This window comes from Vineibacter terrae (genome assembly GCF_008039615.1).
Classification (GTDB): domain Bacteria; phylum Pseudomonadota; class Alphaproteobacteria; order Reyranellales; family Reyranellaceae; genus Vineibacter; species Vineibacter terrae.
The window spans coordinates 1-25078 of the sequence record NZ_VDUZ01000062.1; the positions used below are offsets into that span (position 1 = coordinate 1).

Annotated in this window: 23 protein-coding genes and 1 pseudogene; 11 read left to right on the forward strand and 13 right to left on the reverse strand. The window is 65.8% G+C overall.

The window, feature by feature from the left end; genetic code table 11:
- Positions 1 to 348 precede the first annotated feature (348 nt).
- The gene (locus tag FHP25_RS35220; RefSeq protein WP_147851720.1) at positions 349 to 1572 is read left to right on the forward strand and encodes an acyl-CoA dehydrogenase family protein; all 1224 of its coding nucleotides are present in this window, start codon (positions 349 to 351) and stop codon (positions 1570 to 1572) included.
- A 208-nt stretch (positions 1573 to 1780) separates the two neighbouring features.
- Here FHP25_RS35220 and FHP25_RS35225 read toward each other — a convergent pair whose 3' ends face one another.
- The 4 genes from FHP25_RS35225 to FHP25_RS35240 form a co-directional block, all read right to left on the reverse strand.
- Positions 1781 to 3277, reverse strand: a complete 1497-nt coding sequence (locus FHP25_RS35225) for a DUF3987 domain-containing protein (RefSeq protein ID WP_147851683.1) — start codon at positions 3275 to 3277, stop codon at positions 1781 to 1783.
- Positions 3278 to 3608: 331 nt separating this feature from the next.
- Positions 3609 to 3941 carry a hypothetical protein gene (locus tag FHP25_RS35230; RefSeq protein ID WP_147851684.1) on the reverse strand — a complete coding sequence of 111 codons (333 nt, stop codon included), beginning with the start codon at positions 3939 to 3941 and terminating at the stop codon, positions 3609 to 3611.
- Between the two features lie 907 nt (positions 3942 to 4848).
- Positions 4849 to 5601, reverse strand: a complete 753-nt coding sequence (locus tag FHP25_RS35235; RefSeq protein ID WP_147851685.1) for a Bax inhibitor-1/YccA family protein — start codon at positions 5599 to 5601, stop codon at positions 4849 to 4851.
- Positions 5602 to 6418: 817 nt separating this feature from the next.
- Positions 6419 to 6622, reverse strand: coding sequence for a cold-shock protein (locus FHP25_RS35240; protein WP_147851686.1), 204 nt, complete (start codon positions 6620 to 6622; stop codon positions 6419 to 6421).
- A gap of 470 nt (positions 6623 to 7092) precedes the next feature.
- Between FHP25_RS35240 and FHP25_RS35245 the strand changes: the two genes are divergently transcribed.
- A complete protein-coding gene (locus FHP25_RS35245; RefSeq protein ID WP_231712592.1) occupies positions 7093 to 8118 on the forward strand; it encodes a fatty acid desaturase family protein in 1026 nt (341 codons plus the stop codon).
- Positions 8115 to 8462, forward strand: coding sequence for a DUF6481 family protein (locus FHP25_RS35250; RefSeq protein WP_147851687.1), 348 nt, complete (start codon positions 8115 to 8117; stop codon positions 8460 to 8462). The genes FHP25_RS35245 and FHP25_RS35250 overlap by 4 nt, the downstream gene beginning before the upstream one ends.
- A 90-nt stretch (positions 8463 to 8552) precedes the next feature.
- On the opposite strand, the gene FHP25_RS35255 is transcribed toward FHP25_RS35250, so the two are convergent.
- A complete protein-coding gene (locus FHP25_RS35255) occupies positions 8553 to 9233 on the reverse strand; it encodes a hypothetical protein (RefSeq protein WP_147851688.1) in 681 nt (226 codons plus the stop codon).
- A gap of 487 nt (positions 9234 to 9720) precedes the next feature.
- On the opposite strand from FHP25_RS35255, the gene FHP25_RS35260 reads away from it, so the two are divergent.
- Positions 9721 to 11124, forward strand: a complete 1404-nt coding sequence (locus FHP25_RS35260; protein ID WP_147851689.1) for a DUF1254 domain-containing protein — start codon at positions 9721 to 9723, stop codon at positions 11122 to 11124.
- A 46-nt stretch (positions 11125 to 11170) separates the two neighbouring features.
- Positions 11171 to 12253: a DUF1254 domain-containing protein gene (locus tag FHP25_RS35265; RefSeq protein WP_147851722.1), complete on the forward strand. Its 1083-nt coding sequence runs from the start codon at positions 11171 to 11173 to the stop codon at positions 12251 to 12253.
- A gap of 160 nt (positions 12254 to 12413) precedes the next feature.
- Here FHP25_RS35265 and FHP25_RS35270 read toward each other — a convergent pair whose 3' ends face one another.
- The 3 genes from FHP25_RS35270 to FHP25_RS35280 all read right to left on the reverse strand — a co-directional run bounded on the left by FHP25_RS35270 (position 12414) and on the right by FHP25_RS35280 (position 16348).
- The gene (locus FHP25_RS35270) at positions 12414 to 13649 is read right to left on the reverse strand and encodes an MFS transporter (RefSeq protein ID WP_147851690.1); all 1236 of its coding nucleotides are present in this window, start codon (positions 13647 to 13649) and stop codon (positions 12414 to 12416) included.
- Positions 13650 to 13791: 142 nt separating this feature from the next.
- Positions 13792 to 14724, reverse strand: coding sequence for an MBL fold metallo-hydrolase (locus tag FHP25_RS35275; protein ID WP_147851691.1), 933 nt, complete (start codon positions 14722 to 14724; stop codon positions 13792 to 13794).
- A gap of 118 nt (positions 14725 to 14842) precedes the next feature.
- Complete coding sequence (locus FHP25_RS35280; protein ID WP_178134032.1) at positions 14843 to 16348, reverse strand: carboxylesterase/lipase family protein; 1506 nt, start codon at positions 16346 to 16348, stop codon at positions 14843 to 14845.
- Positions 16349 to 16650: 302 nt separating this feature from the next.
- Here FHP25_RS35280 and FHP25_RS35285 point away from each other — a divergent pair, with 302 nt between their 5' ends.
- Positions 16651 to 17634 (forward strand): SMP-30/gluconolactonase/LRE family protein, encoded by a 984-nt coding sequence (locus FHP25_RS35285; RefSeq protein WP_147851723.1) that lies wholly within the window; start codon positions 16651 to 16653, stop codon positions 17632 to 17634.
- Positions 17635 to 17987: 353 nt separating this feature from the next.
- Here the strand turns inward: FHP25_RS35285 and FHP25_RS35290 are convergent, their stop codons facing one another.
- Complete coding sequence (locus FHP25_RS35290; RefSeq protein WP_147851693.1) at positions 17988 to 18863, reverse strand: DUF4743 domain-containing protein; 876 nt, start codon at positions 18861 to 18863, stop codon at positions 17988 to 17990.
- A 102-nt stretch (positions 18864 to 18965) separates the two neighbouring features.
- Here FHP25_RS35290 and FHP25_RS35295 point away from each other — a divergent pair, with 102 nt between their 5' ends.
- The gene (locus tag FHP25_RS35295; RefSeq protein ID WP_147851724.1) at positions 18966 to 19235 is read left to right on the forward strand and encodes a type II toxin-antitoxin system Phd/YefM family antitoxin; all 270 of its coding nucleotides are present in this window, start codon (positions 18966 to 18968) and stop codon (positions 19233 to 19235) included.
- Complete coding sequence (locus FHP25_RS35300; protein ID WP_147851694.1) at positions 19232 to 19618, forward strand: type II toxin-antitoxin system VapC family toxin; 387 nt, start codon at positions 19232 to 19234, stop codon at positions 19616 to 19618. Before FHP25_RS35295 ends, FHP25_RS35300 begins: the two co-directional genes overlap by 4 nt.
- Positions 19619 to 20235: 617 nt before the next feature.
- On the opposite strand, the gene FHP25_RS35305 is transcribed toward FHP25_RS35300, so the two are convergent.
- Both FHP25_RS35305 and FHP25_RS42760 read right to left on the reverse strand, forming a co-directional pair.
- Positions 20236 to 20631 (reverse strand): hypothetical protein, encoded by a 396-nt coding sequence (locus tag FHP25_RS35305; protein WP_147851695.1) that lies wholly within the window; start codon positions 20629 to 20631, stop codon positions 20236 to 20238.
- Between the two features lie 192 nt (positions 20632 to 20823).
- Complete coding sequence (locus tag FHP25_RS42760) at positions 20824 to 20973, reverse strand: hypothetical protein (RefSeq protein WP_178134033.1); 150 nt, start codon at positions 20971 to 20973, stop codon at positions 20824 to 20826.
- Between the two features lie 85 nt (positions 20974 to 21058).
- On the opposite strand from FHP25_RS42760, the gene FHP25_RS42765 reads away from it, so the two are divergent.
- Positions 21059 to 21259 carry a hypothetical protein gene (locus FHP25_RS42765; protein ID WP_178134034.1) on the forward strand — a complete coding sequence of 67 codons (201 nt, stop codon included), beginning with the start codon at positions 21059 to 21061 and terminating at the stop codon, positions 21257 to 21259.
- A gap of 96 nt (positions 21260 to 21355) precedes the next feature.
- Entirely contained in the window at positions 21356 to 21526 is a 171-nt protein-coding gene (locus tag FHP25_RS42770) for a transposase domain-containing protein (RefSeq protein WP_178134035.1), read from the forward strand.
- 98 nt (positions 21527 to 21624) lie between these two features.
- Here FHP25_RS42770 and FHP25_RS35315 read toward each other — a convergent pair.
- Positions 21625 to 22820 (reverse strand): annotated as a pseudogene (locus FHP25_RS35315) (ISAzo13 family transposase).
- A gap of 708 nt (positions 22821 to 23528) precedes the next feature.
- On the opposite strand from FHP25_RS35315, the gene FHP25_RS35320 reads away from it, so the two are divergent.
- Positions 23529 to 23834 (forward strand): winged helix DNA-binding protein, encoded by a 306-nt coding sequence (locus FHP25_RS35320; RefSeq protein WP_178134036.1) that lies wholly within the window; start codon positions 23529 to 23531, stop codon positions 23832 to 23834.
- Positions 23835 to 23848: 14 nt separating this feature from the next.
- Here the strand turns inward: FHP25_RS35320 and FHP25_RS35325 are convergent, their stop codons facing one another.
- The gene (locus FHP25_RS35325; RefSeq protein WP_147851697.1) at positions 23849 to 25042 is read right to left on the reverse strand and encodes an MFS transporter; all 1194 of its coding nucleotides are present in this window, start codon (positions 25040 to 25042) and stop codon (positions 23849 to 23851) included.
- Between the last annotated feature and the right edge of the window lie 36 nt (positions 25043 to 25078).

Below are 25078 nucleotides of genomic sequence, written 5' to 3' on the forward strand. Positions count from 1 at the left end.
GATTCGGAACTTGCCCGCACAAGCCACACCGGATTCGAATCTGTCGCCACCAAACCCTCAGCCCCCGCCCGCGAGCCGACTCGCGCTGCAACATCTGTGCTCAAATTAGCCCGCTTGCGGGAGAGGGGTTATGGTTTCGCGTCGCGGACCCTTGTGCAGCGGCTCGAAATCGGGTTTCGCGGACCGAAGGGACGATTCACGCAGCCAAAAATGATCGTTCATATGGCCGGGCGAACGGCCTACAGTCGCGCGCGGCGAGACAGAGGCATTGGCCGGGGCCTGCCCATCGGGGGCGGGCCGGGCGGCGTCGGCCAGACGCGCCAGAAAGAGGAGACGGAAACGATGGCGATGGATTTCGAATATTCGGATCGCACCAAGGACCTGCTGGAGAAGCTCGGCAAGTTCATGGACGAGGTGATCTACCCCGCCGAGGAGGTGTACCAGCAGCAGCTCGACAGCGCCAAGGACCGCTGGCAGCTGCCGCCGGTGATGGAGGAGTGCAAGGCCGAGGCCAAGAAGCGCGGCCTGTGGAACATGTTCCTGCCGAAGGACCGCGACAGCGGCGACACGCACGGCACGATGGGCCTGTCGAACCTCGACTACGCGCCGATCTGCGAGATGCTGGGCCGCTCCTCGATCGCGTCGGAGGCGACCAACTGCTCGGCGCCCGACACCGGCAACATGGAGGTGTTCGCGCGCTACGCCTCGCCGGAGTTGAAGAAGCAGTGGCTGACCCCGCTGCTCAACGGCGAGATCCGCTCGTGCTTCGCGATGACCGAGCCGGCGGTGGCCTCGTCCGACGCCAAGAACATCGAGTCGCGCATCGAGAGCGACGGCGACCACTACGTGATCAACGGCCGCAAGTGGTGGTCGTCGGGCATGGGCGACCCGCGCTGCAAGGTCATCGTGTTCATGGGCAAGAGCGACCCCAACGCGCCGGCCTACCGCCAGCAGTCGATGATCGTGGTGCCGCGCGACACGCCCGGCATCAAGATCGTCAAGATGCTGCACGTGTTCGGCTATGACGACGCCCCGCACGGCCACGCCGAGGTGATCTACGACAACGTGCGCGTGCCCAAGGCCAACATCCTGCTGGGCGAGGGCCGCGGCTTCGAGATCGCGCAGGGCCGCCTCGGGCCGGGCCGCATCCATCACTGCATGCGCGCCATCGGCGTCGCCGAGCGGGCGCTGGAGATGGCGATCAAGCGCGCCAAGAGCCGCGTCGCGTTCGGCCAGCGCGTGTCGGAGATGGGCGTGACGCGGGCGATCATCGCCGACTCGCGCATGGAGATCGACATGGCCCGCCTGCTGGTGCTGAAGGCGGCGTGGGCCATGGACAAGTACGGCAACAAGGAAGCGCGCCAGCAGATCGCGATGATCAAGGTGGCGGTGCCCAACATCACCAGCAAGATCGTCGACCGCTGCATCCAGCTGCACGGCGCTGGCGGCGTCAGCCAGGTCTTCAAGCTGGCCAGCATGTACGCCCATCAGCGCACCCTGCGCCTGGCCGACGGCCCGGACGAGGTCCATCGCGACCAGGTCGGCCGCATGGAGATCGCCAAGCACAACTGAGCTATCCGGCTTCGCATCAACGCGAAAGGGCCGCCACGAGCGGCCCTTTCTTCGTATGGGCTCCTGCCTTGACAGAAACGACAGAAACCGGTTTTGGCCCTGATTGCAGCGGCTTGGCCGCATCCGTCGTGCCCGACAGGAACTGACAGAAACCGACAGAAACCCTGTCGTCGTTGGCGCCCAGTCACCAGCAGCACAATGTCCTGCATCAACACCCCACATGAACGTCCGGCCGATGCAGCTCCGGATTGACGGCCCATCGCAACGGCGGCCGACCGCCTGAGCTGCTCGAGGCGATCTCGACGGGGCGTAGCCAGCCGCCCGTCACGAGCGACTCGGCGATGCGCTGGGTCTCCGCTGCGCTGCAGCTCAGGCCGAGCGCCTTGCGGCGCAACGTCGTGCGCGAGATCTCCGCCGTGCCCTGCCGCTGCAGCCAGCGCAGCGCCCGCTGGGCCTTGCTCTCGCGTGCATCGCCACCGGCCGTCCGGAACGCCGCCTGCGCATGCGACCAGAGATAGCCCTGCCATAAAATGGATGCCGCCTCGACCGCCCAGGCGGGCACGCTGTCCGGCTCCGCCGTGCCGGACGGCCTGCCGGCCCAGTCGAGGAACGTCAGCACGCCGGCGAGACGCAACACCAGACCAGCGCCTTTCCCCCACCAGCCGGCCTCACGTCCTTCGCGCTCGCCGGCTTCAGCATGGTGCATGCGCCTGAAGCCGTCGAAGGCGGCCAGCGCGCTGGGCGCCAGCGGCAGATCGCGTCTCTCCTCCGGCATGTCGCGCAGGCGCGACAGCGCCTTGAGAACCGCCGTGCCGTCGGGCAGCACCATGTCGGTCAACGCGTGAAATGGCGGCGATTGTGGCCAAGTGAACAGGAATCGCGCCGCCAGGCTGTCCGTGTCGTCATCGCCGTCGAGGCTCGACGACAGGGCTTCCGGCCGGATCGTGCCCAGGATCGACACGGCAGGATGAACGAACTCGTCATCGAGCCACTGGTGGCTGCGGTCGGCCCTGAAGGCCGTCGCCGACCATGCCGCCAGCCAGAACGGGCGGTCACGACGGGTTGCAGCGCTGCGCACCATGTCGACGAGCCAGGGGCCGTGCTGGTCGCGCGCCAGCAGAGCACCGCGCGGCGTGCCGGTCATGACGTCGACCACTGCCCGGATGGCCACATCGCTGATGGTGATCCTGCGCGGCACGAACGGTGGCGGCAACGATTCAACGCGGCTCCCGGGCTTCATCCAGCCATCTACTATGGCTTTCGCTTCGGCCGCGTGCCGCTTGCGCGCCGCTGCGTTGATCGACTCCAGCTGCTGCTCCAGCACCGCCATCAGGCGCAGCGCCGTCTGCGCAGCCGGCGTCTTGCCGGACGACGCCGACCCGACCAGGACCGTCCACAGGATGCACGGCTCCGCCCAGGACGGCACGGGCGCTACATACCGGGCAACCCCGATCAGGCTGGCGGCCGCCGTCGCCAGCGACAGCGCGACATGATCGACCGACGCGCCCGCAGCGCGCGCAGCCGCCTCGACCCAGGCGCGCCAGAAACCAGGCAGCACGTCTGCCGGGAACGACGGCAGGTCGCCACGTCGGCTGTCGAGCAGCGACAGGTCCGGCTCGGGCCATGTCTTGTCGACGCCACCGGCACTGGAACCCGGCGCCAGTGGCGGTTCGGCCGACTGCTCATCCACCGGCACCGCAATCATCCGCTGTACCTCCGCGTCCGCGTGGTGGCTGCCAGCGCCACGACTCGACCACGCATGCACAGGTATATAGCTCGTTCCCGTTTCAAGAACAAGAACAATTCGTAAACGAGCGTTATGTTATCGGGGCAGCTTCAGTTGCGGTCCGCATCCATGCGCCGACAGGCGATCTCATCGGCCAGATCCACATCCGCAGACTTGCACCATCCGGCTAACACCGCCCGCCGGGCCGCCAGCCGCACAGGATGGTGCCGATCGGCAAGGCAATGGTGATCGGCAACATGTCCAGAGGCTCAGCACCGGCGCCCTGCAACACTGATGGATTGTCAACCAGTCAGGCCGGCAGGATGCTCGTGCTTTCGCTGGCCGCAGACAGCCCACAGCACCATGCTTTGGCCGCCGCGAGATTCGCCCTCAGGCCGAGGTATCGCCCATCGCAGTAGCAGCCATACTTGCCCGCGAGGGGAGAAGCGCTTGGATATGCGACAATCCGGTAGGTTTCGCCGCTCATGACTGCCGTTTGATCACCGTACTGGTCAGCCCAGGCGACGGAGGGCCGAGCAGCATTGCTATCGCTCGATGACAGCATCTTCGTGTCGTCGCCGCGGTCGAGCACGGTCTCAGCAGAGCATACCGTGCAAACAAAGGTCTGCAGTTCCCACGGCATACCTCTCCTGGGATGTGTATGTCGGCCAGCAAACATCGTTTTGGCGCCGCACCGCTCGCAGGCCGGGCGGATTGGAGTAACGCCGATAGGAAGTCGCATGTGTTTCCCGTCCGTGCCGGCAGGTGAGAGCGTGTGGTCTCTCAGCCGCAGCACCAGTTTCCGTCGTTGCCAATAACACCCCGGACCGCGGTGGATAGCGATCGCAACATCAGGTTGAAGCTTCCAGTCAGACTGCTTCCCGCCGCGCGCGTCGGTCACCCGGATAGCCAGCTGTCCCGACCGCAGCAAGCGCCGCTCGAAAGCTCACGAACAGACTGGCTGGCGAAGAACAGGCGTGACGTCGACTGTATCAGCAGACATGGGGACGAATCTGCGCATTGCGAGGATTATTCGTTCAATATTCTGCATTGGCTCGGCCTATTCGCTCGTGCCGTCTACACCGCGTTGTCGACCGTTCATGGTGCCCCGCTTTAGGCGGAGGGTTCAGAGACGAGATACGATGCCTCGAATTTGAGACATGGTGGGCATGGTTCCTCCGGTTGGCAGTGTTCAAAACGGTACAGCGCGAGCGCCGCTCATCCCTCATTCTCGCAAGGAGAGGTGAGGCCGGCAGGCGTACTGTCCCCGTGCGACGACGAGATTCCGATGCACGCAACGACTGACAATCTCGCTGGTGTTAGGGCTGATGCTGGGGTCCGGTCTCCTTGGCCTACATTTGGCGGAACAGGCCGCGGCTCGCTGGCCAGACCCGCATCAGCTGCCAATCATGATCCGCAGGTGACCCTCGCTCGCAGGCTTGCTGAATGTCGGACCACCGTCTCACGACGACCTAGAGCACGTTGCGCGAATGTCACGAATAACCATCCGGGCCTTGCCTCGCGGGTGATTGGCTTGCATGCTGAGCCACCTAGCGCCGCTGGCCCAGGAAGCTCATCAGGAACTGGAACAGGTTCACGAAATCCAGGTAAAGGCTGAGCGCTCCGAAGATCGCGACCTTCTGGGCCGCCTCGTTGCCCAAGGCCTCCGCATACTGTTCCTTGATCTTCTGAGTGTCGAAGGCAATCAGGCCCGAGAAGATCAGGACGCCGGCGGCCGAGATGACGAAGCTCACTATGCCGGACGGCCAGATCATGTTGACGATGCTGGCCAGGATCAGCCCGACCAAGCCCATGAAGAAGAACTTACCTACGGCCGTGAGATCACGCTTGGTAGTGTAACCATAGAGGCTGAGCGCACCGAACGCGGCGGCCGTCACGAAGAACGTCCGGGCGACCGAGGCCCCCGTGTAAGTAAATAGCAACAACGACAGGCTGACGCCCATCAGGGCCGTGATCGCCCAGTAGACTGCCTGCACCGATGTCACGCCCATCTGAGGGGCGCGGAAGGAGGTCAACAGCAAGAGGCCGAGTGGCGCGAAGATTGCGACCCACCCCAGCATGTTGAGACCGACGACGCGATTGCCCGGAGCTACCTGGAAGAACACATCCGCCAAGTCGGGCAAGCTGAACAGCGCGTACGCCACGGCGCCCGAGAGCGCCAGCCCCGCGGCCATGTAGTTGTAGACGCGCACCATGTGGGCGCGCAGGCCGGCATCGAACGTGGCCTGATTGGCCGTGTCCGATCCGCCGCGACTGGAGATTTTGATGTTTTCGTTCGCCATGCGCTCGCCTCCGAGGGCCTCGTTGAGGATCGACGACGAGGGCAACCACCGCAGCACAAGTGGGCATGCACATCGCCCGAATCAACGATAGAGCCGCATTGCGCATGTGAAATCGGCCGACCAGCTGCAACGCGCCCGACGTGAACCGTTTCGCCATCCACGGCTGCCGCACAATGCGCCGCGCCTCGAGCGACGCCTGCCACGGGACAGATTTCTCATCCGCCCACGGTGATCCAGGAAGGACGACGTGCAACGCCGTGCCATCACGATGGCTTGATCGAAACGCGCAACAGGGCCCGACAACCTCGTCGCCCGGCACCGTTCCATCCATGTCAACCGAGGCACGCAACCACCCGCGCTTGCATGATCTGCCGGCGTATGCGAGCACCCGTGCCCGGTGACCCACTCGTGCCGGCCGACCGCACAAGGACAAGCCATGGTAGCGGTTGGCAGTGCGAGAACAACTCAGGCACCGACGCAGCTAACCTGTTGGCGGGGATGACATTGAGCGCGACTGCCAAGTTCTCAAATTGGTCCGCTCACGCGCCGTGCTGGCAAAGCTGGTAAGGGTGCGGCATCGCGATCTGGCTGTGTCGATGCTGTTCGCGACACCCTTGTACTGACCATCCAGGTAGCAGCCATACCTACCCGCCAGCGGCGAACTGGCCGGATACAGGACAATACGGCATCGTCGTCCATTGAGGATGGCATTGTGGGTGCCGTGCGCAACTTTCCAGCGGATGGTATCAGCCATGACACCTCAACCCGTCGGCGTGTCGACTGTTCATGGAGCGCGGTGCAATCGACCTGCCGCGGCTTACGCCAATTGCAGGTTCACCGCCGCCAAGTTTCCGTCCTCGGTATTCACGTCGAAGCTCACCCTCTGGCCTTCGTCGAGCGCTCCCACGGCCGCCCCTGCCACGGCGCTGATATGGAAAAAGACATCGGCCGATCCATCGGCAGGCTGGATGAACCCATAGCCCTGTTGAGCATTGAAGACCTTCACTGTTCCGGTCGTCATAGCGATCTCCTGAGGCAAGAAGCAATCCAGGCCGGCCCGACGATGGGGCGGCCCGAAACAATCCGTATGCTTAGGAACTCGGAGAACAGGCCCGCGAACGGCGAGACCGACAGAACCGGCCGAAGCGCCGATTGTCAGCAGGGAGAACATGGCTATCGCATTGTCAATGTTCAATGGCAGAAGTAGCAACCCGCCGCTCAGCGCGTGTAATTTTCCGGGCCCGGCGTATTTATTTTCTGATTTCTACTGCGGGATGCGGCAGTAGTGACTATCTACGCTGTGGGCTTCTGCTGCTTGACATCAAAAATTCAAGATTGATGGTCGTCATCAGCCTTTGAGCGGCAGCTTCAACGCCTGGCTGAAGACCGCCCGTCGAAAGCAACTCGTTGACTGACATCGCCACAACACCCCCGCCGTTGGCGGCCGCCCCTTCCCCACGACCGGTCACGACCGGCCCTACCACCGATGCAGTGGCCAAGGCCACTGATCTTGCGGCGCTGCGACAAACGTTATCGTCCCACCAGACGGCCAGTCCGGCACGCAGCCTGGGTCAGATCGCCTCGTCATTCCTGCCCTTCCTCGGGCTGTGCGGGGTGATGTACGCCACCCTTGGCGTCTCGTTCTGGCTGACGCTGGCGCTTTCGGTGCCGGCCGCCGGGTTCCTGGTCCGCATCTTCATCATCCAGCACGATTGCGGGCACGGCGCGTTCTTCCGCTCCCGTACCACCAACGACTGGGTCGGCCGCCTGTGCAGCCTCGCGACACTGGCGCCCTACGCGAACTGGCGGCGCCAGCACGCAGCCCATCACGCCAACTGGAACAACCTCGACCGGCGGGAAAGCGGTGAAGACATCTACTCGGCTTGCCTGACCACGCACGAGTACCGGCGACTCAGCCCGTTGCGGCGCGTCCGGTACCGTTTCCTCCGGCACCCGGCCGTCGCGCTGATCATCCTGCCGCCGCTGGTGTTCCTGCTTGTCTACCGCTTTCCGTTCGATACGCCAGCGCACTGGCGGCGAGAGCGCCTTTCGGTTCACGCCACCAACCTCGTGCTGGCGGCGGCCATCGTCGGGCTCGGTCTCGTTGTCGGTTTCGGGGCCATGGCGCGGGTCCAGCTTCCGATCATGGTCATTGCCTCCGTCATCGGCGTCTGGCTGTTCTCGGTGCAGCATCGCTTCGAGGCGGCGCACTGGTTCGTGCGCGACGAGTGGTCAGTCGCCGGGGCGTCGCTGCGCGGCACCTCCTATCTGCGCCTGCCCGCCATCCTGCAGTGGTTCACCGGCAATATCGGGTTCCATCATGTACATCACCTCAATCCGCGGATTCCCAATTACCGCCTCGCGGCCTGCCATGCGGCGAGTCGCCAGCTGCAGCAGGCACCGACCCTGACACTGCGCGATGCGCTCAAGGCCGCGGCCTACTGGCTCTGGGATGATGCGCAGGGACGCATGGTGCGGTTCCGCGACTGCCCGACCAATGGAGATCGACAGCGATGAGGGACAGAGAAACGAGCCTGGCCGAGCGGTTGACCACGGCGGCCACGGCAACGCAGGCCCGCCTCCTCAGGGCACGTGCCGGCGATCCGTCTACAAGCCCCGGCTTCGCGCGACAGCAGGAAGCCCGCCGCGCAGCAGCGATGGCACGCGACGTCCGTATCGCTGAACGCAAAGCCGCCAGACGCGCCGCTGAGGCGCTCGCGGCGGCGGCGCGCGCCGCCGCGACAGCGGCGCAGCGGGCGGCGCACGACGCGGAAGCGAAAGCCCGCGATGCCGCGCTCGAGGCCGAGCACAAGGCAGCAAGGGACGCCCGCTATGCGGCGCGCAAGGCGCGCGGAAAATAGTGCGGCGGGCTCCGGAGGAACGTGTCGCCCCAATTGCCTCCGTGACTGCCCGGATACTTCCGTTGGCTGTCATCCCGAACGCGGCGGGCGTCAGAAGATCGCGATGCGCGGGGACGGCGTGTAGGTGTGCGTCTGCCGGCGCCCCTGGGTCAGGGCGGCGCGCAGGGCGCGCATCTGGTTGTTCTTGACCGGCACGCCGCGGCTCTTGGGATTGCCCATGTCGGAGGGCTTGATCCTGGCGTAGAGCGGCATGCGGTGCACGTCGGTGGCCAGCTTCCAGATGTCGAGGTCGCTGATGCTCACGCCAAGACCCGTCGGCTGGTGCAGGCTGTATTTCTGGATGACCTCGCCCATGGCGACGACCAGCCGGCCCAGGGGACCGGCGCCCTTGGCCGAGGCCGGGAACGGCCCCGGGTTGGCGAGGTGCATGTAGGTGAGCTGGGCGAGGTAGCCCGCGACCTCGTCGTTCAGGCGCGGCACGGCCAGCGCGTTGATGTCGGCAATGGCGTGCGTGCATTCGTGCAGGATCTGGGCGCGGTCGGCGAGGCCGAGGGGCCCGTTCCCCTGCTGGGTCTCGATGGTGTTGAGACGCCCGTCATAGTACGCGACCGGGTCCTTGCCGGGAATGACCCCGATGTCACCGTCGCGGATATACTCGGCGACCTTGCCGTACTCGCGCGCGTTCACGAAGATCTCGCCGATGGAGAAATTCATCCGGCTGAGAAGCGGGTCCGCAAGGACCGCGAGGACATCGTCCCTGGTGATCGGCATGCACGCCTCCCCTCGGCAGTGGTGAGGATCGCCGGCCTTCGGCGAGACACCATTGGAGACGACGGTGCTAACGAGCGCGTGCCCCACCCTATTCCGTGCGCCACGCGCAGCGTGCCATTTGTTCTGCTGATCGCGGCGATAAGGGTTTCTTTCGGCAGGGCTGCGGCTGTCCGCCTCCCTTCCCGCGCATGCGCAGGGCTGTCCGGGGAAAATGTCCGGTAGAATCTGGCACTTTCCGCTGCAGCAACGCTTCATGGTGAGCTTGTCGAACCATGAAGCGTCTCGCACCAGCCGCCGTGCGCGGCCTTCATGGTTCGACAAGCTCACCATGAAGGCTTTTTCCCCGGGCAGCCCTGCGTGCAGGCGGGGCCACGATCGGTTCGTGTTTCGGATAGTTCCGGACAGGCCCACCGCCTAGCGTCGAGCCGGTTCGGCCGCCGTTCCGCGGACCCGGATCCATCACACGGCGGTTCCGGGGGAGCGCTTCATGAAACGACGACAGACGCTTCTCGGTGCGTCCGCGCTGCTGATCAGCCCATCCGTGGCGCCGGGAAGCGCCCGGGCCGTCACCCCGGACGAGGCCCGGGCCATTGCCAGGGACGCCACCATCTACGGCTTCCCGCTGGTGGACAGCTACCGCATCCAGCATTCCTACTTCGTGGACCGCGGCAATCCCGAATTCAAATCATCGTGGAACACGCTCACCAATACCGCGCGGGTCTACACGCCGCAGGACAAGGCGATCCAGACTCCCAACTCGGACACACCCTATTCGTTCGTCGGTGCCGACCTGCGTGCCGAGCCGCTGGTGCTGACGGTGCCGGCCGTCGACAAGGGCCGGTACTATTCGCTGCAGTTCATCGACATGTACACGTTCAACTTCGCCTATGTCGGCAGCCGCGCCACCGGCAACGATACCGGCAGCTATCTCCTGGCGGGGCCTCGCTGGAAGGGCACTGCCCCAAAGGGCGTCAAATCGGTGATCCGGTCGGAAACCGATTTCGTGTTCGTGCTCTACCGGACGCAGCTCTTCAATGCGGACGACATCGAGAACGTCAAAAGGATACAGGCCGGCTACAAGGTCCAGGCCCTGTCGCAATTCCTCGGCCAGCCGGTGCCCGCTGCCGCGCCGGCGGTCGACTTCATCAAGCCGCTCAGCACCGAGCAGGAACGCACCTCACCCGACTTCTTCGCCATCCTGAACTTCATCCTCCAGTTCTGCCCCACGCACCCCTCCGAGCAGGCGCTGATGGCGCGCTTCGCGAAGCTCGATATCGGCGCAGGCAAGACCTTCGACGCCAAGGCTCTCCCCGCCGAGACGCGCAAGGCCGTCGAGGACGGCATGGCCGACGCGTGGAAGGCCTTCGGCGAATACAAGGCGACCCAGCTCGATACGGGAAAGCGCACCAGCGGCAGCGGCTTCGGCACGCGTGCCTTCCTGAAGAACGACTATATGAGCCGCATGGCCGGGGCCGCGCTCGGCATCTACGGAAACGCGCAGGACGAGGCGATCTATCCGGTCTACTTCGTCGACTCCGCAAAGCAGAAGCTCGACGGTGCCCATCGCTACACGCTGCGCTTCGCCCCGGGCCAGCTGCCGCCGGTCAATGCGTTCTGGTCCCTGACGCTCTATGAGCTGCCGGCGAGCCTTCTCTTCGCGAATCCCCTGAACCGGTACCTGATCAATTCGCCCATGCTGCCCACGCTCAAGCGCGATGCCGATGGCGGCATCACGCTCCACATACAGAACGAGGCGCCCGGCACCGGCAAGGAAGCGAACTGGCTGCCGGCGCCGAAGGGGCCGTTCTTCATGGCCATGCGCCTGTACTGGCCCAAGCCCGAGGCATTGAAAGGCACGTGGAAGGCACCGGCGCTGCAGCGCTTGACCTGACGTCGGCAGGGAGAACCGCATGAATCTCGTACCCGGACGCGTCGCGATGACAGCGCCCAACCATCGGCGCGACCCGGCTCGATCGAAACACGCTCTCGCCGCTGTCGCCCTGTCCGCCGCCTTGATCGCGACCGGCGCCGCGACCGCGCAGCAGCCCGCCGCGCCGGCTCCGCCGGGCAATCCCCTGCCCGTCACCGTCGACAACTTCGTCCGCGCCGAATCCGATACGTATATCGCCCGGCTGGCTGGCGAGGCAGGCCTCGGCAAGCTCGCGCATCGTCGCGAGCCCGCTTCGATCGACAACCAGACCGTCATCCGCCTCAACCGCGACACGCTCTATTCGTCGGCGGTGTTCGATCTTGACGCCGGACCGGTGACGATCACGCTGCCCGACGCCGGCAAGCGCTTCATGTCGATGCAGGTGGTCAACCAGGACCATTATGTCCCCGAGATCGTCTACGGCGCCGGCAGCTACACGCTCACCCGGGCCAAGGTCGGCACCCGCTACGCCTTGGTCGGCATCCGTACGCTGGTCGATCCGGCAAGCCCGGCGGATGTCCAGCAGGTCCACAAGCTGCAGGATCAGATCAAGGTCGCCCAGAAAGCCCCCGGCCGTCTGGAGCTGCCGGCATGGGATCCGGCCAGCCAGAAGAAGGTGCGCGACGCCCTGCTGGTCCTGGGATCGACGATGCCCGATTTCAAGAAGGCATTCGGCTCGAAGGCGCAGGTCGACCCGGTGCGGCACCTGATCGGGACGGCGCTGGGCTGGGGCGGCAACCCCGACAAGGACGCCACCTACCTCAACGTCACGCCGGCGAAGAACGACGGCACCACCGTCTACCGGCTCAAGGTCAAGGATGTGCCGGTCGACGCCTTCTGGTCCATCAGCCTCTACAACGCGCTGGGCTACTTCGAGAAGAATCCCTACAACGCCTACACGCTCAACAACCTCACGGCGAAGAAGGATGGTGACGGCTCGATCACCATCCAGTTCGGCGGCTGCGACGGCAAGTCCGCCAACTGCCTGCCCACGGTCAGCGGCTGGAACTACACGGTGCGCCTCTACCGTCCACGTGCCGAGATCCTGAACGGCAAATGGAGCTTCCCGCAGCCGCAGCCCGTGCCGTGAGCCACAGGGATTCTGGCATACGGCTCTGCCGTCATCCCGAGCGCAGCGAGGGATCTCCCGCGGCAAGGCGCACGGTGCGCCATTCGCGGGAGATCCCTCGCTGCGCTCGGGATGACAGAAAGGAGGGCGGCAGGGCGTTGCGACATATGCGCAGGGACCACTATGCAGCTCTCAGCACTGGCGGCGGCTGCGACGGGCGGATCAGCGCGAACGTGATCTGGATGATGCCGCCGGCCAGCCCCAGCGCGACGCCGATGCGCCAGGCCATCGTGTAGGAGCCGAGCGCGTCGTAGAGCAGCCCTCCCCCATAGGCGCCGAGGAAGCTGCCGAGCTGGTGAATCATGAAGGAGAGCCCCTGGATCATCGCCTGCCAGCGCAGCCCGAACATCTCGACAACCGCACCTGCCGTCAGCGGGCTCACGCCCATCCAGAGGAAGCCCATGAGGGCGCCGAACAGCAGCGTGGACCCGGGTGTCGCCGGCAGCATGAAGTACCAGGCGATCGTCAGCGACCGCAGGATGTAGATCGAGCCCAGCAGCGCAAGCTTGTTCCAGCGCTGGCCGGCCCAGCCGAAGAACAGCGAGCCCAGCACGTTGAAGCCGCCGATCATGCCGAGCGTCTGCGCGCTCAGCATCGGATCGAGGCCGCAGATCTCCAGATAGGACGGCAGGTGCGTGGTGAGGAACACGAGCTGCATGCCGCAGACCATGAAGGCGCAGCTCATCACCACGAAGGAGATGTTGCCGAACGCGGTCTTCACGACCGTCGCCGCCGTGACGTCGCCGATATCGTTGGCCGTGGGCTTCGGCATCGGATTGCTGTCGATGCGACCGGCGTACCAGGCAGCGGGGATCATCAGCAGCGACAGGGCGACGAAGCCGGCAAGGCCTACGCGCCAGCCAAAGCCTTCGCTGAGCACCTGGCCGATCGGCGCCGACACCAGCGCGCCCAGCGAGCCCATGGCCGAAACGATGCCGAGCACGGTCGAGCGCACCGTCTCCGGCACCGCGCGCGCGGCCACCGACATCGAGACTGCCGTCGCCGTGCAGGTGAGCGAGGCGCCGATCAGCACGCCGCCGCCGACCATGACGCTCACGACGCCGTGCGCGCTCGCCATCAGGGCAAGCCCCGCGATATAGAGCAGCGAGCCGATCAGCATGAGCGGACGAAAGCCGTACCGCGCCACCAGGGCGCCGGCGAATGGCTGCAGAAATCCCCAGGTGAGATTCTGGACCGCAACCGCCAGCGTGAAATCGGACACCGAGATCTGAATGTCGCGGGTCAGCGGCTGCATGAAGATGCCCAGGCTCTGCCGCAACCCCATGCTCAGCGTCAGCATGACGGAAGCACCGATCAGGATCGGCAGCGCGGGACGCAGGACTTGCAGCAAGGGCATCGTTCTTCTTCTCTCTTTGTCAGTGCGCACAGCGATACGGCGGCGGCTTTGTTTCAGTCCTCACCCAGAGGCGAGGCGCCCCATCTTCCTCGACCGGGGCACGCAGCTTGTTTCGTGTTGTGTGAAGTGAAAGCAGCTTGGGCTATCCAAGCCGATAGATGCCTTGCTCGTCCGCGTGCACCCGCCCGTCGGCGAGGAGCTCGGCGAGATGCTGCGAAATCGTCCGCATTTCGGATGCCTTCACCCACGGACTATCGAAGTTCGGCGGGTAGAGCAGCCGCTGCTCGGCCAACTGCTCAAGTGTCCTCGGCGCTTCGCCCAGGAGCGCCAGAAGGCGCTGCTCGCGTTCGTCGATCTTGGCCGCAAAGGCGGCGAGATCACGCATGAAGCGCTCGCGATCGGTATAGATGCCGCGGTGGTGAGACGTGACCCATACCTTGGCCGGGACGTCGGGCAGCCGCGCCAAGGTGCGGCGGAAGTCGTGCAGGCTCGAGGATGCGTCGCCGTAGTAAGGCCCGAAGCCGGTCAGATCGATGTCGCCGATGAAAACCACGCCCTGCGGCTCGACGAGCAGAACACAGTGGCCAGGGGTGTGGCCGGGCATGTGGAAGGCGCGAACCTGCACCTGCCCGAGGTCCCAGGACGCACCATCCTCGTAACCCTGTGCGTCGGGCCGCGGTGCGTAGAAGAAGTCGCGCCGGAATTGGGTCAGCATATCCTGGGCACGAGCCTCATCAGTCACACCGAAGGCGGCAAGCAGCCCATCCCAGCTACGGGCCGCCGGCAGATCGGCCTTGTGCACGTGGACAGGCGCATCGGGCAGGCGGTGCAGGCCAGCCATATGGTCCTCGTGGACGTGGCCCATGATCACCAGTTCAGTGGCGTCGAACTCAGGTCCGATGAAATTCGAGACGACCGGCGTGTCGAAGGCCGCGCGGGTGTCCGAGCCGCGGATGAGCACCTGGTTTCCGTCTGGATATTTCCCGTTCTTGGCGCCCATGAAGACCGAAACGCGGCCGAAGTCGACGCGTATGGGCTGTACGTTTGAACCAAGCTTGTTCTCAATGAATCCCATATCGATCATCCTTCGTCAGTCGAAATCCTGCCGCGCGTCGTGCCCCTGGACCCATGTCCGCCTTCCTCGCCGGCTCGCATCATAACGTCTGTTGCAATAAATGTAGCTGCGGCATGCATCACGACGCGCGCAGCAAGGTTCGCCAGGTGCTGCCGGCCGGATCGCTCATCGGCGCGATGTAGCGGTCGAACGTCATGGTCTGACGCGCCGGCTCCTCGTATCGCGGCCAGGCCAGCAGGCCGCCGGCATTCGGATCGCCGGTGCGGGCGAAGCCGGCCCAGTAGGCGCGCATGGTACGGCTGATGTGGCCGTAGTCGGCATCCGTCGCGCCGCGGAACATCGGGGCCTGCGCCCATGCCTCGCGGGCGCCGAACAGGAACGGCAGCTCGATGCAGTGGCTGGCGCCGAAGTCGGTGGCCGGCGACGGCCAGTTGAACTGGTAGACGAAGGCGGCACGGCCGGCCCGGGCCTGATGTCGCGCCAGCGCCAGGGCGGGCGCGATGAAGCGACGGTCGCTGGCGGCATCGGCATGCAGCGCGCCGGCATCGCGGTAGCCGCGCAGCGCCTCGTATTCGGCCATCAGGGCCTCGGCCCTGTCGCCGAACTCGGCGTGCAGGGCCGCGCGCAGCTGGTCGCGGGTCATGGCCTTGAAGGCAGGATCGATGGCCGAGAAGACGCTGCACTCCTCGCGCGTGTAGCCCACGATCATGGGGCACCACGACGCCGCGCCGGCCGCCGTCGCTTCCAGCAGCGGCGCCTTCAGCAGATCGCCGTCCAGGCAGGGCACGAAGGGCGGCGTCGAATCGCCGGGGCCGCGCGCGAAATGCTGCGCCACGGCGCGCGCCGACACCAGCAGCCTGTCGACCGGCACGGCACGCAAGGCCTCGGCCTGCGGCCTGACGCCCAGCGCATCGGCAAAGATGCGGCCGCGCTCCTCGGCGCGTGCCGGCGGCTCGGGCTCGAGCCCGTAGGGGCCGCTTTGCAGGATGGCGCGCCGGAACAGCGAGCGCCCCTCCTCCGACACGACCAGCGCCAGCACCGCGAAGGCGCCCGCCGACTGGCCGGCGATGCACACCGAGTCGGGATCGCCGCCGAACGCGGCGATGCAGCGCTGCACCCAGCGCAGGCTGGCGCGCTGATCGTGCAGGCCGAGATTGCCGTCGCTGACGCCGGCCAGCCGCAGATAGCCCAGCGCCCCCAGCCGGCTGTTGACCGACACCACGACGACGCGGCCGGTGCGCGCCAGCGCCGCGCCGGCATACCACGGCAGCGACCCGGCACCGCTCATGAAGGCGCCGCCGTGGAACCACACCAGCACCGGCACCTTCTCGCCGCCGAGGTCGGCGGGCGCCCAGACCGTGAGGCTCAGGCAATCCTCGCCCTGGGTGCCGGCGCTGGGCCCCATGGCGATCTCCAGCCGCGAGGGCAGCTGCGGCGGAATCGGGCCGTCGGCGCCGGCGTCGACGGTCTCGTCCGACAGCGGCAGCGGCTCGGGCCGGGCAAAACGGCGCGGCCCGACCGGGGCTTGGGCGTAGGGCACGCCACGGAAGACGTCGAGATCGCCATCACGACGCCCGACGAAGCGGCCGAAGGGAGTCGTTGCCACGGGCTTCATGTACGTCATGCCTGTCCCTCTCCGCTGCCGGCTGCTCATGGTTGTCCTCCGGTTGATCCCTAACCTTGCCGGGAAACCTGAAACGGTCCAGTCTGCGGCTGCGTTCATCCGTGAAAATGTCATCCGGGGCGCGGTCGCACGGATGTTTGCCCCGATCGCGTACGGGCTACCTGAGCACGCTTGCGTGTCGTCCGGTCCTGAGGCCGGGCGGCGTCTGGCTGTTGGCAACCCAAGCCATCCAATCAAGGGAGGAACAGGCGATGGAACGACGCGCTTTCCTGGCGGGCACGGCCGCGGCTGCTGCCGGCTTCATGGTCAGGACCGCACAGGCGGACACGCTTCCGCTCGGCGATCTTCCAAACTGGCGCTACCCCGACCCTCGCGTCGAGGTGCTCGACAAGCGGTTCAAGGCCAAGGTCGGCAATGCCGCCATCGAACGGATCGCCACCGGATTCCGATGGGCCGAGGGCCCGGTCTACGTCCGCGACTATCGCTGCCTGATCTGGAGCGACATCCCCAACAACCGCATGATGCGCTGGAACGAGGAGGACGGGCATCTCAGCATCTTTCGCCAGCCGTCGAACTACACCAACGGCAATACGCGCGATCGCCAGGGCCGGCTGCTGAGCTGCGAGCACGATTCGCGCCGCCTCGTCCGCACCGAGCATGACGGCACGATCACGGTGCTGATGGACAGCTTCGACGGCAAGAAGCTGAACGCCCCCAACGATGTCGTCGTGGCCTCCGACGACTCGATCTGGTTCACCGATCCGGGCTACGGGATCTTCGGGTTCTACGAAGGTCACAAGGACACATCCGAACAGCCGCCGCGCGTCTACCGCGTCGACGGCAAGACCGGCAAGGCGTCGATCGTGATCGACAGCTTCGACAAGCCCAATGGGCTTGCCTTCGCGCCGGACGAGAAGAAGCTCTACGTCATCGACACCGGCCTCACCCATGGCGGCCGCTCCAACATGCGCGTCCTGGACGTGGACATCGGCACCGGCAAGGTGACGGCCGACAAGGTCTTCGCCGAGAACTTCGCGCCGGGCTTCACCGACGGCGTGCGAATCGATGTCGACGGCAATGTCTGGTGCAGCATGGGATGGGCCGATCCGAAGGAGGATGGGGTCCGCATCTATGCCCCGACAGGCGATCTCATCGGCAAAATCCACATTCCGGAGACCTGCGCCAACCTGTGCTTCGGCGGACCGAAGCGGAACCGGCTGTTCATCTGCGGCAGCACCTCGGTCTATGCCACCTACGTGGAGACCCAGGGCGCGCTCGTCCCGTAGTCGCCAACTTTGACCACAAGGGTCGAAGCGGCGCATGGTGGCGGGATCAGACGCTGGTGACGCGCCACCTGGTGGCGCGTCACACTGTGTGATCTCTGTGTCTCTGTACTACTGACCTCAAGAATCTTCGCAAGCCGCGATGATTTTTGTAGCCTTCATGGTGAGCACAGGTGAATGCGAAGCATTCACCGAGTCGAACCATGAAGGCGTCGCACGGGCAGTGGTGCGCCGCTTCATGGTTCGACAGGCTCACCATGAAGCGCTTTCCCCGCATTTGGTTGCGGCCAGAGCTGCGCTGTGTCTCTGTGGTTTGCCTTCCTGGCGCTGCAGGCGAGCGCACTGCCGCCTTGCTGTCAGCCCGGCGCGTCGCCGGGTCCGAACGGGTGGCGCCGCAGGCCGGCGACGATGGCGAAATAGTCGGGATCGTCGGCGGCGATCAGGCCGTGGCGCACGAAGAAGTCGATCAGCACCAGGTTGCAGTTGTACTTGAAATCGAACGTGTCGCGCACGCGCGCGATCACGTCGGCGACCGGCCACAGCTCGAAGGATTCGGCCTCGCCGTCGTTGCTGCGGCAGATGAAGCCTTCGGGCAGCTCCAGGTCGAAGACGTATTGCACGTCGGGCTTCAGCTCCATGCCTGACTGGTGGCAGTAGGTGATGGCGCCGACGGCCTTCGCCTGCCGCGCGATCCCGACCGGGATCGAGGCCTCCTCGAAGCATTCCTTGACCACGTTCTGCAGCAGGCCCAGGCCCTCGGGATGGCCGCCGGCCACGGTGTTGTCGAGCATGCCGGGATAGGTCGGCTTGTCGCGCGCCCGGCGCGGCACCCAGACATGCAGGCCATCGGCGCGGCGGACATAGCCGGTGAGGTGCACGCCGAAAGCACGCACGCCGAAATACGGCACCGCCGCGCGCTCCATCGCCATCAGCGCCGGCCGCTTCAGGTCGGGCGTCACCGGGTAGCGCTCGTCGCGCCAGGCGGAGAACCAGCCCTCGCGTGCCAGATCGCGCAGGAAGGCGCCGACCGCTTCCGTGCGCCGCTGCGGCGCCGACAGAGCCTCGGACAGATGCCAGAAGTCGGCGCCCGGGGTGAAGAGATCCGGCCGCCTGCCCAGGACGGCGGCAAAATCGCGATGCACCCAGCCGGCGCGCGCCGCGCCAATCAGCCAGGGCTGAAACTGCGAGAGGTCATGCGCGTTGCAGCGCGCGATATGGTCAAGGAAGGACATCGCCTACCCTTACCAGCTGGCGGCGCCATCGTCTTCACGGCGTGCGCACCGCCTCACGTGGACCACTTGACAATGTAGCCACATGTGGCCACAATCATGACCATGAGGACCGTGTCCATTCGCGATGCCAAGAACCGCCTGACCGAGCTGGCCCGCGAGGTGGAACGCGGCGAGACGATTGTCGTTACCCGCAATGGCCGGCCGGTCTTCGATCTCGTGCCACACAGCAAGCGCGGCGGCTTGAACCTCGCCGCCGGCGAGGCTTATCTGAGGGCGAAGGGGATCAAGAGCCCGGTGCCCTTCATCGCGGAGGATTTCGATGCGCCGCTTCCGGAGGACTTTCTTCTCCGCAAGCTGCCCCGCCCTCGATGAGAGTCCTTCTTGATACGCATGTTGTCCTGGGACTGCTGCGGCGGAGCCTGGGAAAGCAGCATCCCGACATCGCGCGCCGCCTCGCCGATCCATCGATCACGGGCTTTGTCAGCGTCGCCAGCCTCTGGGAAGCTGCGATCAAGACTCGGCTTGGAAAGTTGGACCCTGGCATGCCGCTCCAGGACATCGCCGGGTATCTCGACGCGCTCGGGATTTCCATCCTGCCGATCCAGACGAGCCACGTGGTCGTTGCTGCTGTCCCCGAACCGGATACCCGCGATCCGTTTGATCGCCTCCTGCTGGCTCAATGCCAGGTCGAAAACCTGAAGCTCGTGACGGTGGACCGCGCGCTGTTCACTCATCCCTTGGCATTGATGACCTAGTGCTGATCGCGCTGGTGCGGATCATCAGTTAGTCAATCAGCCAGCCGTGGACCAATTCCAACGATCGACGCTGCACCGATCCGGGGCATGCTCCATGGCGCTTTTCCGGCGTGATCCTGATGCAGTACCTTCGCTCGTCACTCGTCGCTAGCAGGGGTGTCCCATGAAGTATGTGGTTAGAGGTCCGAGAGGATTTCTGGCGCCCCCACGCTGATGAAGTTCAGTGGACCAAGGACAAGCGATGGCGATGCAGTACGGCGAAGGCGTTCAGTTGCTGCCATATGACAAGGCATGACCGAAGGTAGCCGCCGATGCGGTTCGTCCGATCCGTCGCCATCCACACCCTGTTGCCGCCAGCGCCGTTGCCTTCATCGCCGCTGCGGCAGCAGAGCCGCGCGTCATCACAGGCACTGTCACGCATGTGCGGAATGGTGACACCATCGTGGTCGGAACCACGGGCTGGGCCGCGACTGCCCGCACTTTCTCCCATGGCGGTTAGGCCGCTCTTTGATCAGTCGCGTGCGGTCGCGGCGATGTCGCTGCCGGCCTACTACTTCAGGCGCTGATGACTGTGGCCGGTTGATCCGGTCGAACCATCAGTCTTTGCCTCGTCGGCTTCAGCTTGCGGGAGTTGCGACGCTGAAAGGCGCTGGTACCAAGCCGGCGCCGATGGCCGCCTGAAGCCTTTGATGATCCAGCCGGCTGGTAACGCCGACCAGCCATCCCCCTACCAGCAGGATCACGGGAAGGGTGAGCGTGCGGGTGATGACGTACCAGATGAATGTCCATCGGGCATCGATATACTGGGCTTCCTTGTCGATGGCGCAATCAGCCCACGTGTTGAAATCTGCCTTGCTGTCGTGGAGCGCGTCGCACCAAGCCATGGCCCGTTGCTGGGTGGACTCGAACACATCGGACCACCCGGGTACGTCGCGACCCCCCCACAGGCTGAAGCCGACAAGGCAAAGGCTGACGATCAGCCAGAGCCGGAAAAAGCCGACTCGCCAGTTCATGGATTGATCGGTACCCCCTCTGTCAGCGGGGCGATTGTATCACAGCTGCCAACCAAGATCGGCCGTGTGCTGCTCGCATTGGGGAATTTCCGCCTCTACTCGTTCCACGCGGTCGCGCGCACAGGAAGTCGATCGTGATTAGACCATGAGCCGGGCCGCAGAAATGGCGGAAAGTACGGGTTGTCGCGAGCTCTATAACGGCAGGAGTTCAAGTTTGGGCGCGCTGATCGGACCGGACTTGCGAACTTCGCCGCCGAGATAGCTTTCGGGCGATCTCCTTGAACCAGGCCTGCCCGACCGCGCCAGCGTGGTGGTGGTGGTGGTGGTGGTTTTCAGGCTCATAGGTCCGCTCTCTTGAGAATGTGCGCCTGCTATAGCAGGCGCTTGTTGAGCCGGGTGGCGATGTGGCGAAGGCTGGAGGGTGCTGATGCCAGACTTTGCCGTCGAGAGTGGCGCCGCCTTTCTCCCCCTCGATCTTTGCGCGGCCGGTTTTCGGATCTCGCACGATGCCGGCCTCGCGCTCGCCGCGGCGGATGGCGCGGCGCACGCGATCAATGTGCAGAGAGGCCTTGCTCTCGCGATAGAGCGGATTGTTGGTAAGCGCTGTTGTGAGCCCACCTTGGCTTAGGCCTGTCTGATTTCCGATGATGCCGGTCCTCAAGGAGGCATTGGGCATCATCTCTTCGCCGGCAGCGACGGCGGCGCCGAGCCCTGGGTCATCCTTGTGCCGCTCATTGAGACCTGCAAGCTCAACGCCATCGACCCCGAGGCCTATCTCGCCTGGCTCTTCGGCAAGCTCGCTCATCCGCGGCGCCTGGCCGACGTCGACGAGCTGCTGCCCTGGGCTTACGCGGCCCCTCTCAAAGCCACCCGCGCTGTCTCGGCTGCCGCGTAGGCCCGCGGCCGGCCTGTGGTGCCGGAACAACGCTTACGCTTAGGGTCTGACGCGAAACGAACGCGTCAAGGTGGGGGTCGCTGCCGTGGCGCGATGATCTAGTTCCAGTCGCCGTGGAAGGCATGGTGCTGGAGGTTGAGGGTGGCCATCTCGGCGTCGCTGACCTCGATGCCTTTGGGGTAGCGGCCGCGGTCGATGTCGCAGGCGACGGTGAGGCCGGTCGCGGTGGTTGTGGCACTGATCAGCTGGATGATGACCTGATGGCTGACGAGCGGCTTGCCGCGCCAATTCTGCGAGATGTAGGCGAAGAGGCGATGCTCGATCTTGTTCCACTTGCTGGTGCCGGGCGGCAGATGAGCGACCGTCACGGCCAGCCCGGTCTCGTCGGCAAAGCGCTGCAGCTCGCGCTTCCAGAGGCGGACGCACACACCGTTGCTGCTGCCGCAGTCGGCGGTGATGGTGAGGCGCCGGGCCCGGGGATAGCGCGCCGTGCCCAGCCGCTGCCACCAGCGCCGGATGCTCTCGACCGCGAAGGCCGCGGTATCGGCATCGATCCCAACATTGATCCAGCCGGCATTGGCGGCGATGTCGTAGACCCCATAAGGGGCGACCCTTGCCCAAGCTCTTGATCTCGAAGTCGTGAACCCGCACCGCCTCGGGATCGCCGGCCCGACGCAGCTCGCGACCGCCATTCTTGAAATCGCCGACCAACTCCTTCTTCTTGGTGTCGACCGAGATCGCCGGCTCGCCGGCGACGATCGTCGCCTTCACCACGGCATTGATGTGCGCGAACTGCGCGTCGCGGTCGGGATGGTTGGTTCCCTCCCGGGTCTTGCGGTTCGCCTGACAGCTGTACTTCAGCTCGCGCAGCAAAAGCCCGACCAGCTTCTGGCTCACCTCGAAGCCTTGCCCGCGCAAGGCCGCCACAAGGTGGCGCTGGCTCCCCTGCGCTGGGTGAGCCGCAGCCAGCGCAGGGGAGCCTGCGGATCGCCGCGGATCGCGTCCTCGATCAGCCCTTCCAGGGCCGCCACCAGTCCCGGCTGGCGCTCCACCGCCCTCTTGCGCCCGGCGCCGCCACGACGCACCCGCCGACCAAGCGCGTTGCTCGCCGTCTTCAGCTCGGCAATACCCCGATTGATCGTGCTGCGCGCGATCCCCGTCGCCGCTGCACCGCCGTCACGCCGCCATACCCAAACGCGATCGCCTCGTTCGCCGCATACAACCGGCGCCCGCGCTCGTCGAGGAACGGCTCGATCCGCGCAAACTGCGCTTGAAGGCGGGCAATATCGATCACCCATCCAACATATCGCCATCGCACCGCCCACGGCAGCCATATCTCGATTCCATCCTGGCGTTCTTACCGCCCGATCGATTCGACAATTTCGCGGCGGATCCTTACCAGCTGACGGCGCCACCGTCTTCACGGCGCGCGCCGCCCCGGCGACAGACAAAGCCTGTGGCAAAAGGATTCTTCGTTTCCAACCTGCGGCCTACAGGGCGTTGACGACGCAAAGCATGATGCAATCGACAGCATTGCAGGCTGCTGTATTTGCACACTCCAGAATCCTACCTGGAGAGGGCATGCTGCACCGGCCAAGAACGATTGGAAGATCTTCTGCGGCAGCGGTCCTATCAAGGATCCGATGGCGGCCGCCATCATTTCCACGGAGGAAAAAATACAACCGAAACCGGACGAAATGGCGCTGGCACCACTTGTTATCGTCATAGTATCTGCGGCAGTGGTGCCCTGGCACATCCCTGGATATGCAAGGGAAACGGTTCGTGTGAGTCTGGTTCGGTGCCGTCGCGTGCTCACCTCAAGCCTCCCCGATCACGCGCGCGAGCATCGCTCAGCGTCCCTGCCATCGATGACGTCCCGCCGCGGTTGGGCCGCGAAGAATTTCCGCACGCCCAAAAGCTGGCCGCGCGGCGGCCGGTGACAGTCGGGCCGTCCACCGCCATGCGAGCCGTGGCGCCGGAAAGATCGGAGCGGATCCGCGCCATGCTGCGCGAGCACAAGGTGCGCGCCCGCATCTTCGGCGGCAGCGCATTGAGCGATCCGGGCTGGACGATGCTGCTCGACCTCATGCTGTCGCATCTCGAGGGCCGGCAGACATACCTGACCAGCCTGTGCGTCGCCTCGGGCCTGCCGACGACCAACGCCAAGAGGCGCGTCACACAGCTGATCACTGACGGCCTGGTGCAGCGCGAGAACGACCGGTCCGACCGGCGACGGGTGCTGCTCACGCTGACGGACCGCGGCCTGGAAGGTTTGTCGGCGTATCTCGACCAGATCGAGCGCCGCTGAGGCCGTCGCGTCCGTCAGCGCCCGCCGGCCGCGACCGGCTTCGCCTCCCGGATCAGCAGCCCGCCCTGCCACCGTCGCGCCAGGACGACCGCCGCGACGAGCCCGATCACCGTCAGCACCGTCATCGCCAGGTAGGCCTGCGTGCCGACCCGCTCGTAGAGCACGCCCGACACCTGATAGATCAGCGCCACCGGCAATCCGTTGGCGAGGCCGTAGTAGAGGCTCTGGGCCAGGGTCATGGCGCCGGCCGGCACCGCACGCTGCAGGAACGTCATCGCCGCCAGATGCGTGGCGCCGAACGTGAGGCCGTGCAGCGCCTGCAGCACCAGCAGCGCCGGCAGCGATTCGCCCAACACCGGCATCAGGGTCCAGCGCACGATGCCGGCACCGGCGCCCAGCAGCATCATGCGCACCGCGCCCAGGCGCGCCGTCACCGCGGCGGCGAAGAAGAACAGCGCGATCTCGGCCAGGATGCCCTCGGCCCAGAGCACGCTGATCATGCCGTCGCTGATGCCGGCCGCGCGCCAGGCGATGGTGCCGAAGCTGTAGACGACGGCGTGGCTGGCCTGCGTGCAGCCCACCGCGATCAGGAACAGCACGAAGGCCGGCTGCCGCAGCAGGTCGCGCGCCGCAACCGCCCGCGGCGGCGCGCTTGCCGACGGCGGGTCCGGCCGCGCCGGCATCGGCAGCCACAGGATGCAGGGCGCCAGCAGCAGCGCGCCGATCAGCGACAGGTAGAGCACCCAGGGCACGCCGATGCCGGCCACCGCGGTGCCGGCCGCGACGGCGCCGGCGATGAAGGCCACAGAGCCCCAGACGCGCACGCGGCCATAGTCGAGGCCGTGCTGGCGCGTGGCGTTGACGGCCACGCCCTCGCCCAGCGACAGCAGCGGATGCCAGGTCGCGCCCCACACCAGCGTCGCCAGCCACAGCGGCCAGAAGCCGTAGGCCCATTCCTGCGCCGCCAGCGCCGCCACGGCCGCGGCCAGCAGCGCCAGCATCAGCGGCCGCTGGCGCGCCATGCGATGCGCCAGCCAGCCGATGGCCAGGGTGGCCACGACCGTGACCAGCTGCCGGCTCATGTAGATCGTGCCGATCTGGGCTGCATCGGCGCCGTGCGACTGCAGCCACACCGACCAGTAGCTCATGCCGACGCCGGCAACGAAGAAATAAGCGGCGCCGTATGAGGCCAGACGCAGCGCGATCATGGTCTCCCCCCGCCGCCCGCGAAGCGGGGGGGAGAG

What these genes read in the sequence shown, in the direction of transcription:
- FHP25_RS35220 (WP_147851720.1), top strand. Translation starts at nt 349, where the DNA reads ATGGATTTCGAATATTCGGATCGCACCAAGGACCTGCTGGAGAAGCTC.
- FHP25_RS35225 (WP_147851683.1), bottom strand. Translation starts at nt 3,277, where the DNA reads ATGATTGCGGTGCCGGTGGATGAGCAGTCGGCCGAACCGCCACTGGCG.
- FHP25_RS35230 (WP_147851684.1), bottom strand. Translation starts at nt 3,941, where the DNA reads ATGCCGTGGGAACTGCAGACCTTTGTTTGCACGGTATGCTCTGCTGAG.
- FHP25_RS35235 (WP_147851685.1), bottom strand. Translation starts at nt 5,601, where the DNA reads ATGGCGAACGAAAACATCAAAATCTCCAGTCGCGGCGGATCGGACACG.
- FHP25_RS35240 (WP_147851686.1), bottom strand. Translation starts at nt 6,622, where the DNA reads ATGACGACCGGAACAGTGAAGGTCTTCAATGCTCAACAGGGCTATGGG.
- FHP25_RS35250 (WP_147851687.1), top strand. Translation starts at nt 8,115, where the DNA reads ATGAGGGACAGAGAAACGAGCCTGGCCGAGCGGTTGACCACGGCGGCC.
- FHP25_RS35255 (WP_147851688.1), bottom strand. Translation starts at nt 9,233, where the DNA reads ATGCCGATCACCAGGGACGATGTCCTCGCGGTCCTTGCGGACCCGCTT.
- FHP25_RS35260 (WP_147851689.1), top strand. Translation starts at nt 9,721, where the DNA reads ATGAAACGACGACAGACGCTTCTCGGTGCGTCCGCGCTGCTGATCAGC.
- FHP25_RS35265 (WP_147851722.1), top strand. Translation starts at nt 11,171, where the DNA reads ATGACAGCGCCCAACCATCGGCGCGACCCGGCTCGATCGAAACACGCT.
- FHP25_RS35270 (WP_147851690.1), bottom strand. Translation starts at nt 13,649, where the DNA reads ATGCCCTTGCTGCAAGTCCTGCGTCCCGCGCTGCCGATCCTGATCGGT.
- FHP25_RS35275 (WP_147851691.1), bottom strand. Translation starts at nt 14,724, where the DNA reads ATGGGATTCATTGAGAACAAGCTTGGTTCAAACGTACAGCCCATACGC.
- FHP25_RS35280 (WP_178134032.1), bottom strand. Translation starts at nt 16,348, where the DNA reads ATGACGTACATGAAGCCCGTGGCAACGACTCCCTTCGGCCGCTTCGTC.
- FHP25_RS35285 (WP_147851723.1), top strand. Translation starts at nt 16,651, where the DNA reads ATGGTCAGGACCGCACAGGCGGACACGCTTCCGCTCGGCGATCTTCCA.
- FHP25_RS35290 (WP_147851693.1), bottom strand. Translation starts at nt 18,863, where the DNA reads ATGTCCTTCCTTGACCATATCGCGCGCTGCAACGCGCATGACCTCTCG.
- FHP25_RS35295 (WP_147851724.1), top strand. Translation starts at nt 18,966, where the DNA reads ATGAGGACCGTGTCCATTCGCGATGCCAAGAACCGCCTGACCGAGCTG.
- FHP25_RS35300 (WP_147851694.1), top strand. Translation starts at nt 19,232, where the DNA reads ATGAGAGTCCTTCTTGATACGCATGTTGTCCTGGGACTGCTGCGGCGG.
- FHP25_RS35305 (WP_147851695.1), bottom strand. Translation starts at nt 20,631, where the DNA reads ATGAACTGGCGAGTCGGCTTTTTCCGGCTCTGGCTGATCGTCAGCCTT.
- FHP25_RS42760 (WP_178134033.1), bottom strand. Translation starts at nt 20,973, where the DNA reads ATGAGCCTGAAAACCACCACCACCACCACCACCACGCTGGCGCGGTCG.
- FHP25_RS42765 (WP_178134034.1), top strand. Translation starts at nt 21,059, where the DNA reads ATGCCAGACTTTGCCGTCGAGAGTGGCGCCGCCTTTCTCCCCCTCGAT.
- FHP25_RS35320 (WP_178134036.1), top strand. Translation starts at nt 23,529, where the DNA reads ATGCTGCGCGAGCACAAGGTGCGCGCCCGCATCTTCGGCGGCAGCGCA.
- FHP25_RS35325 (WP_147851697.1), bottom strand. Translation starts at nt 25,042, where the DNA reads ATGATCGCGCTGCGTCTGGCCTCATACGGCGCCGCTTATTTCTTCGTT.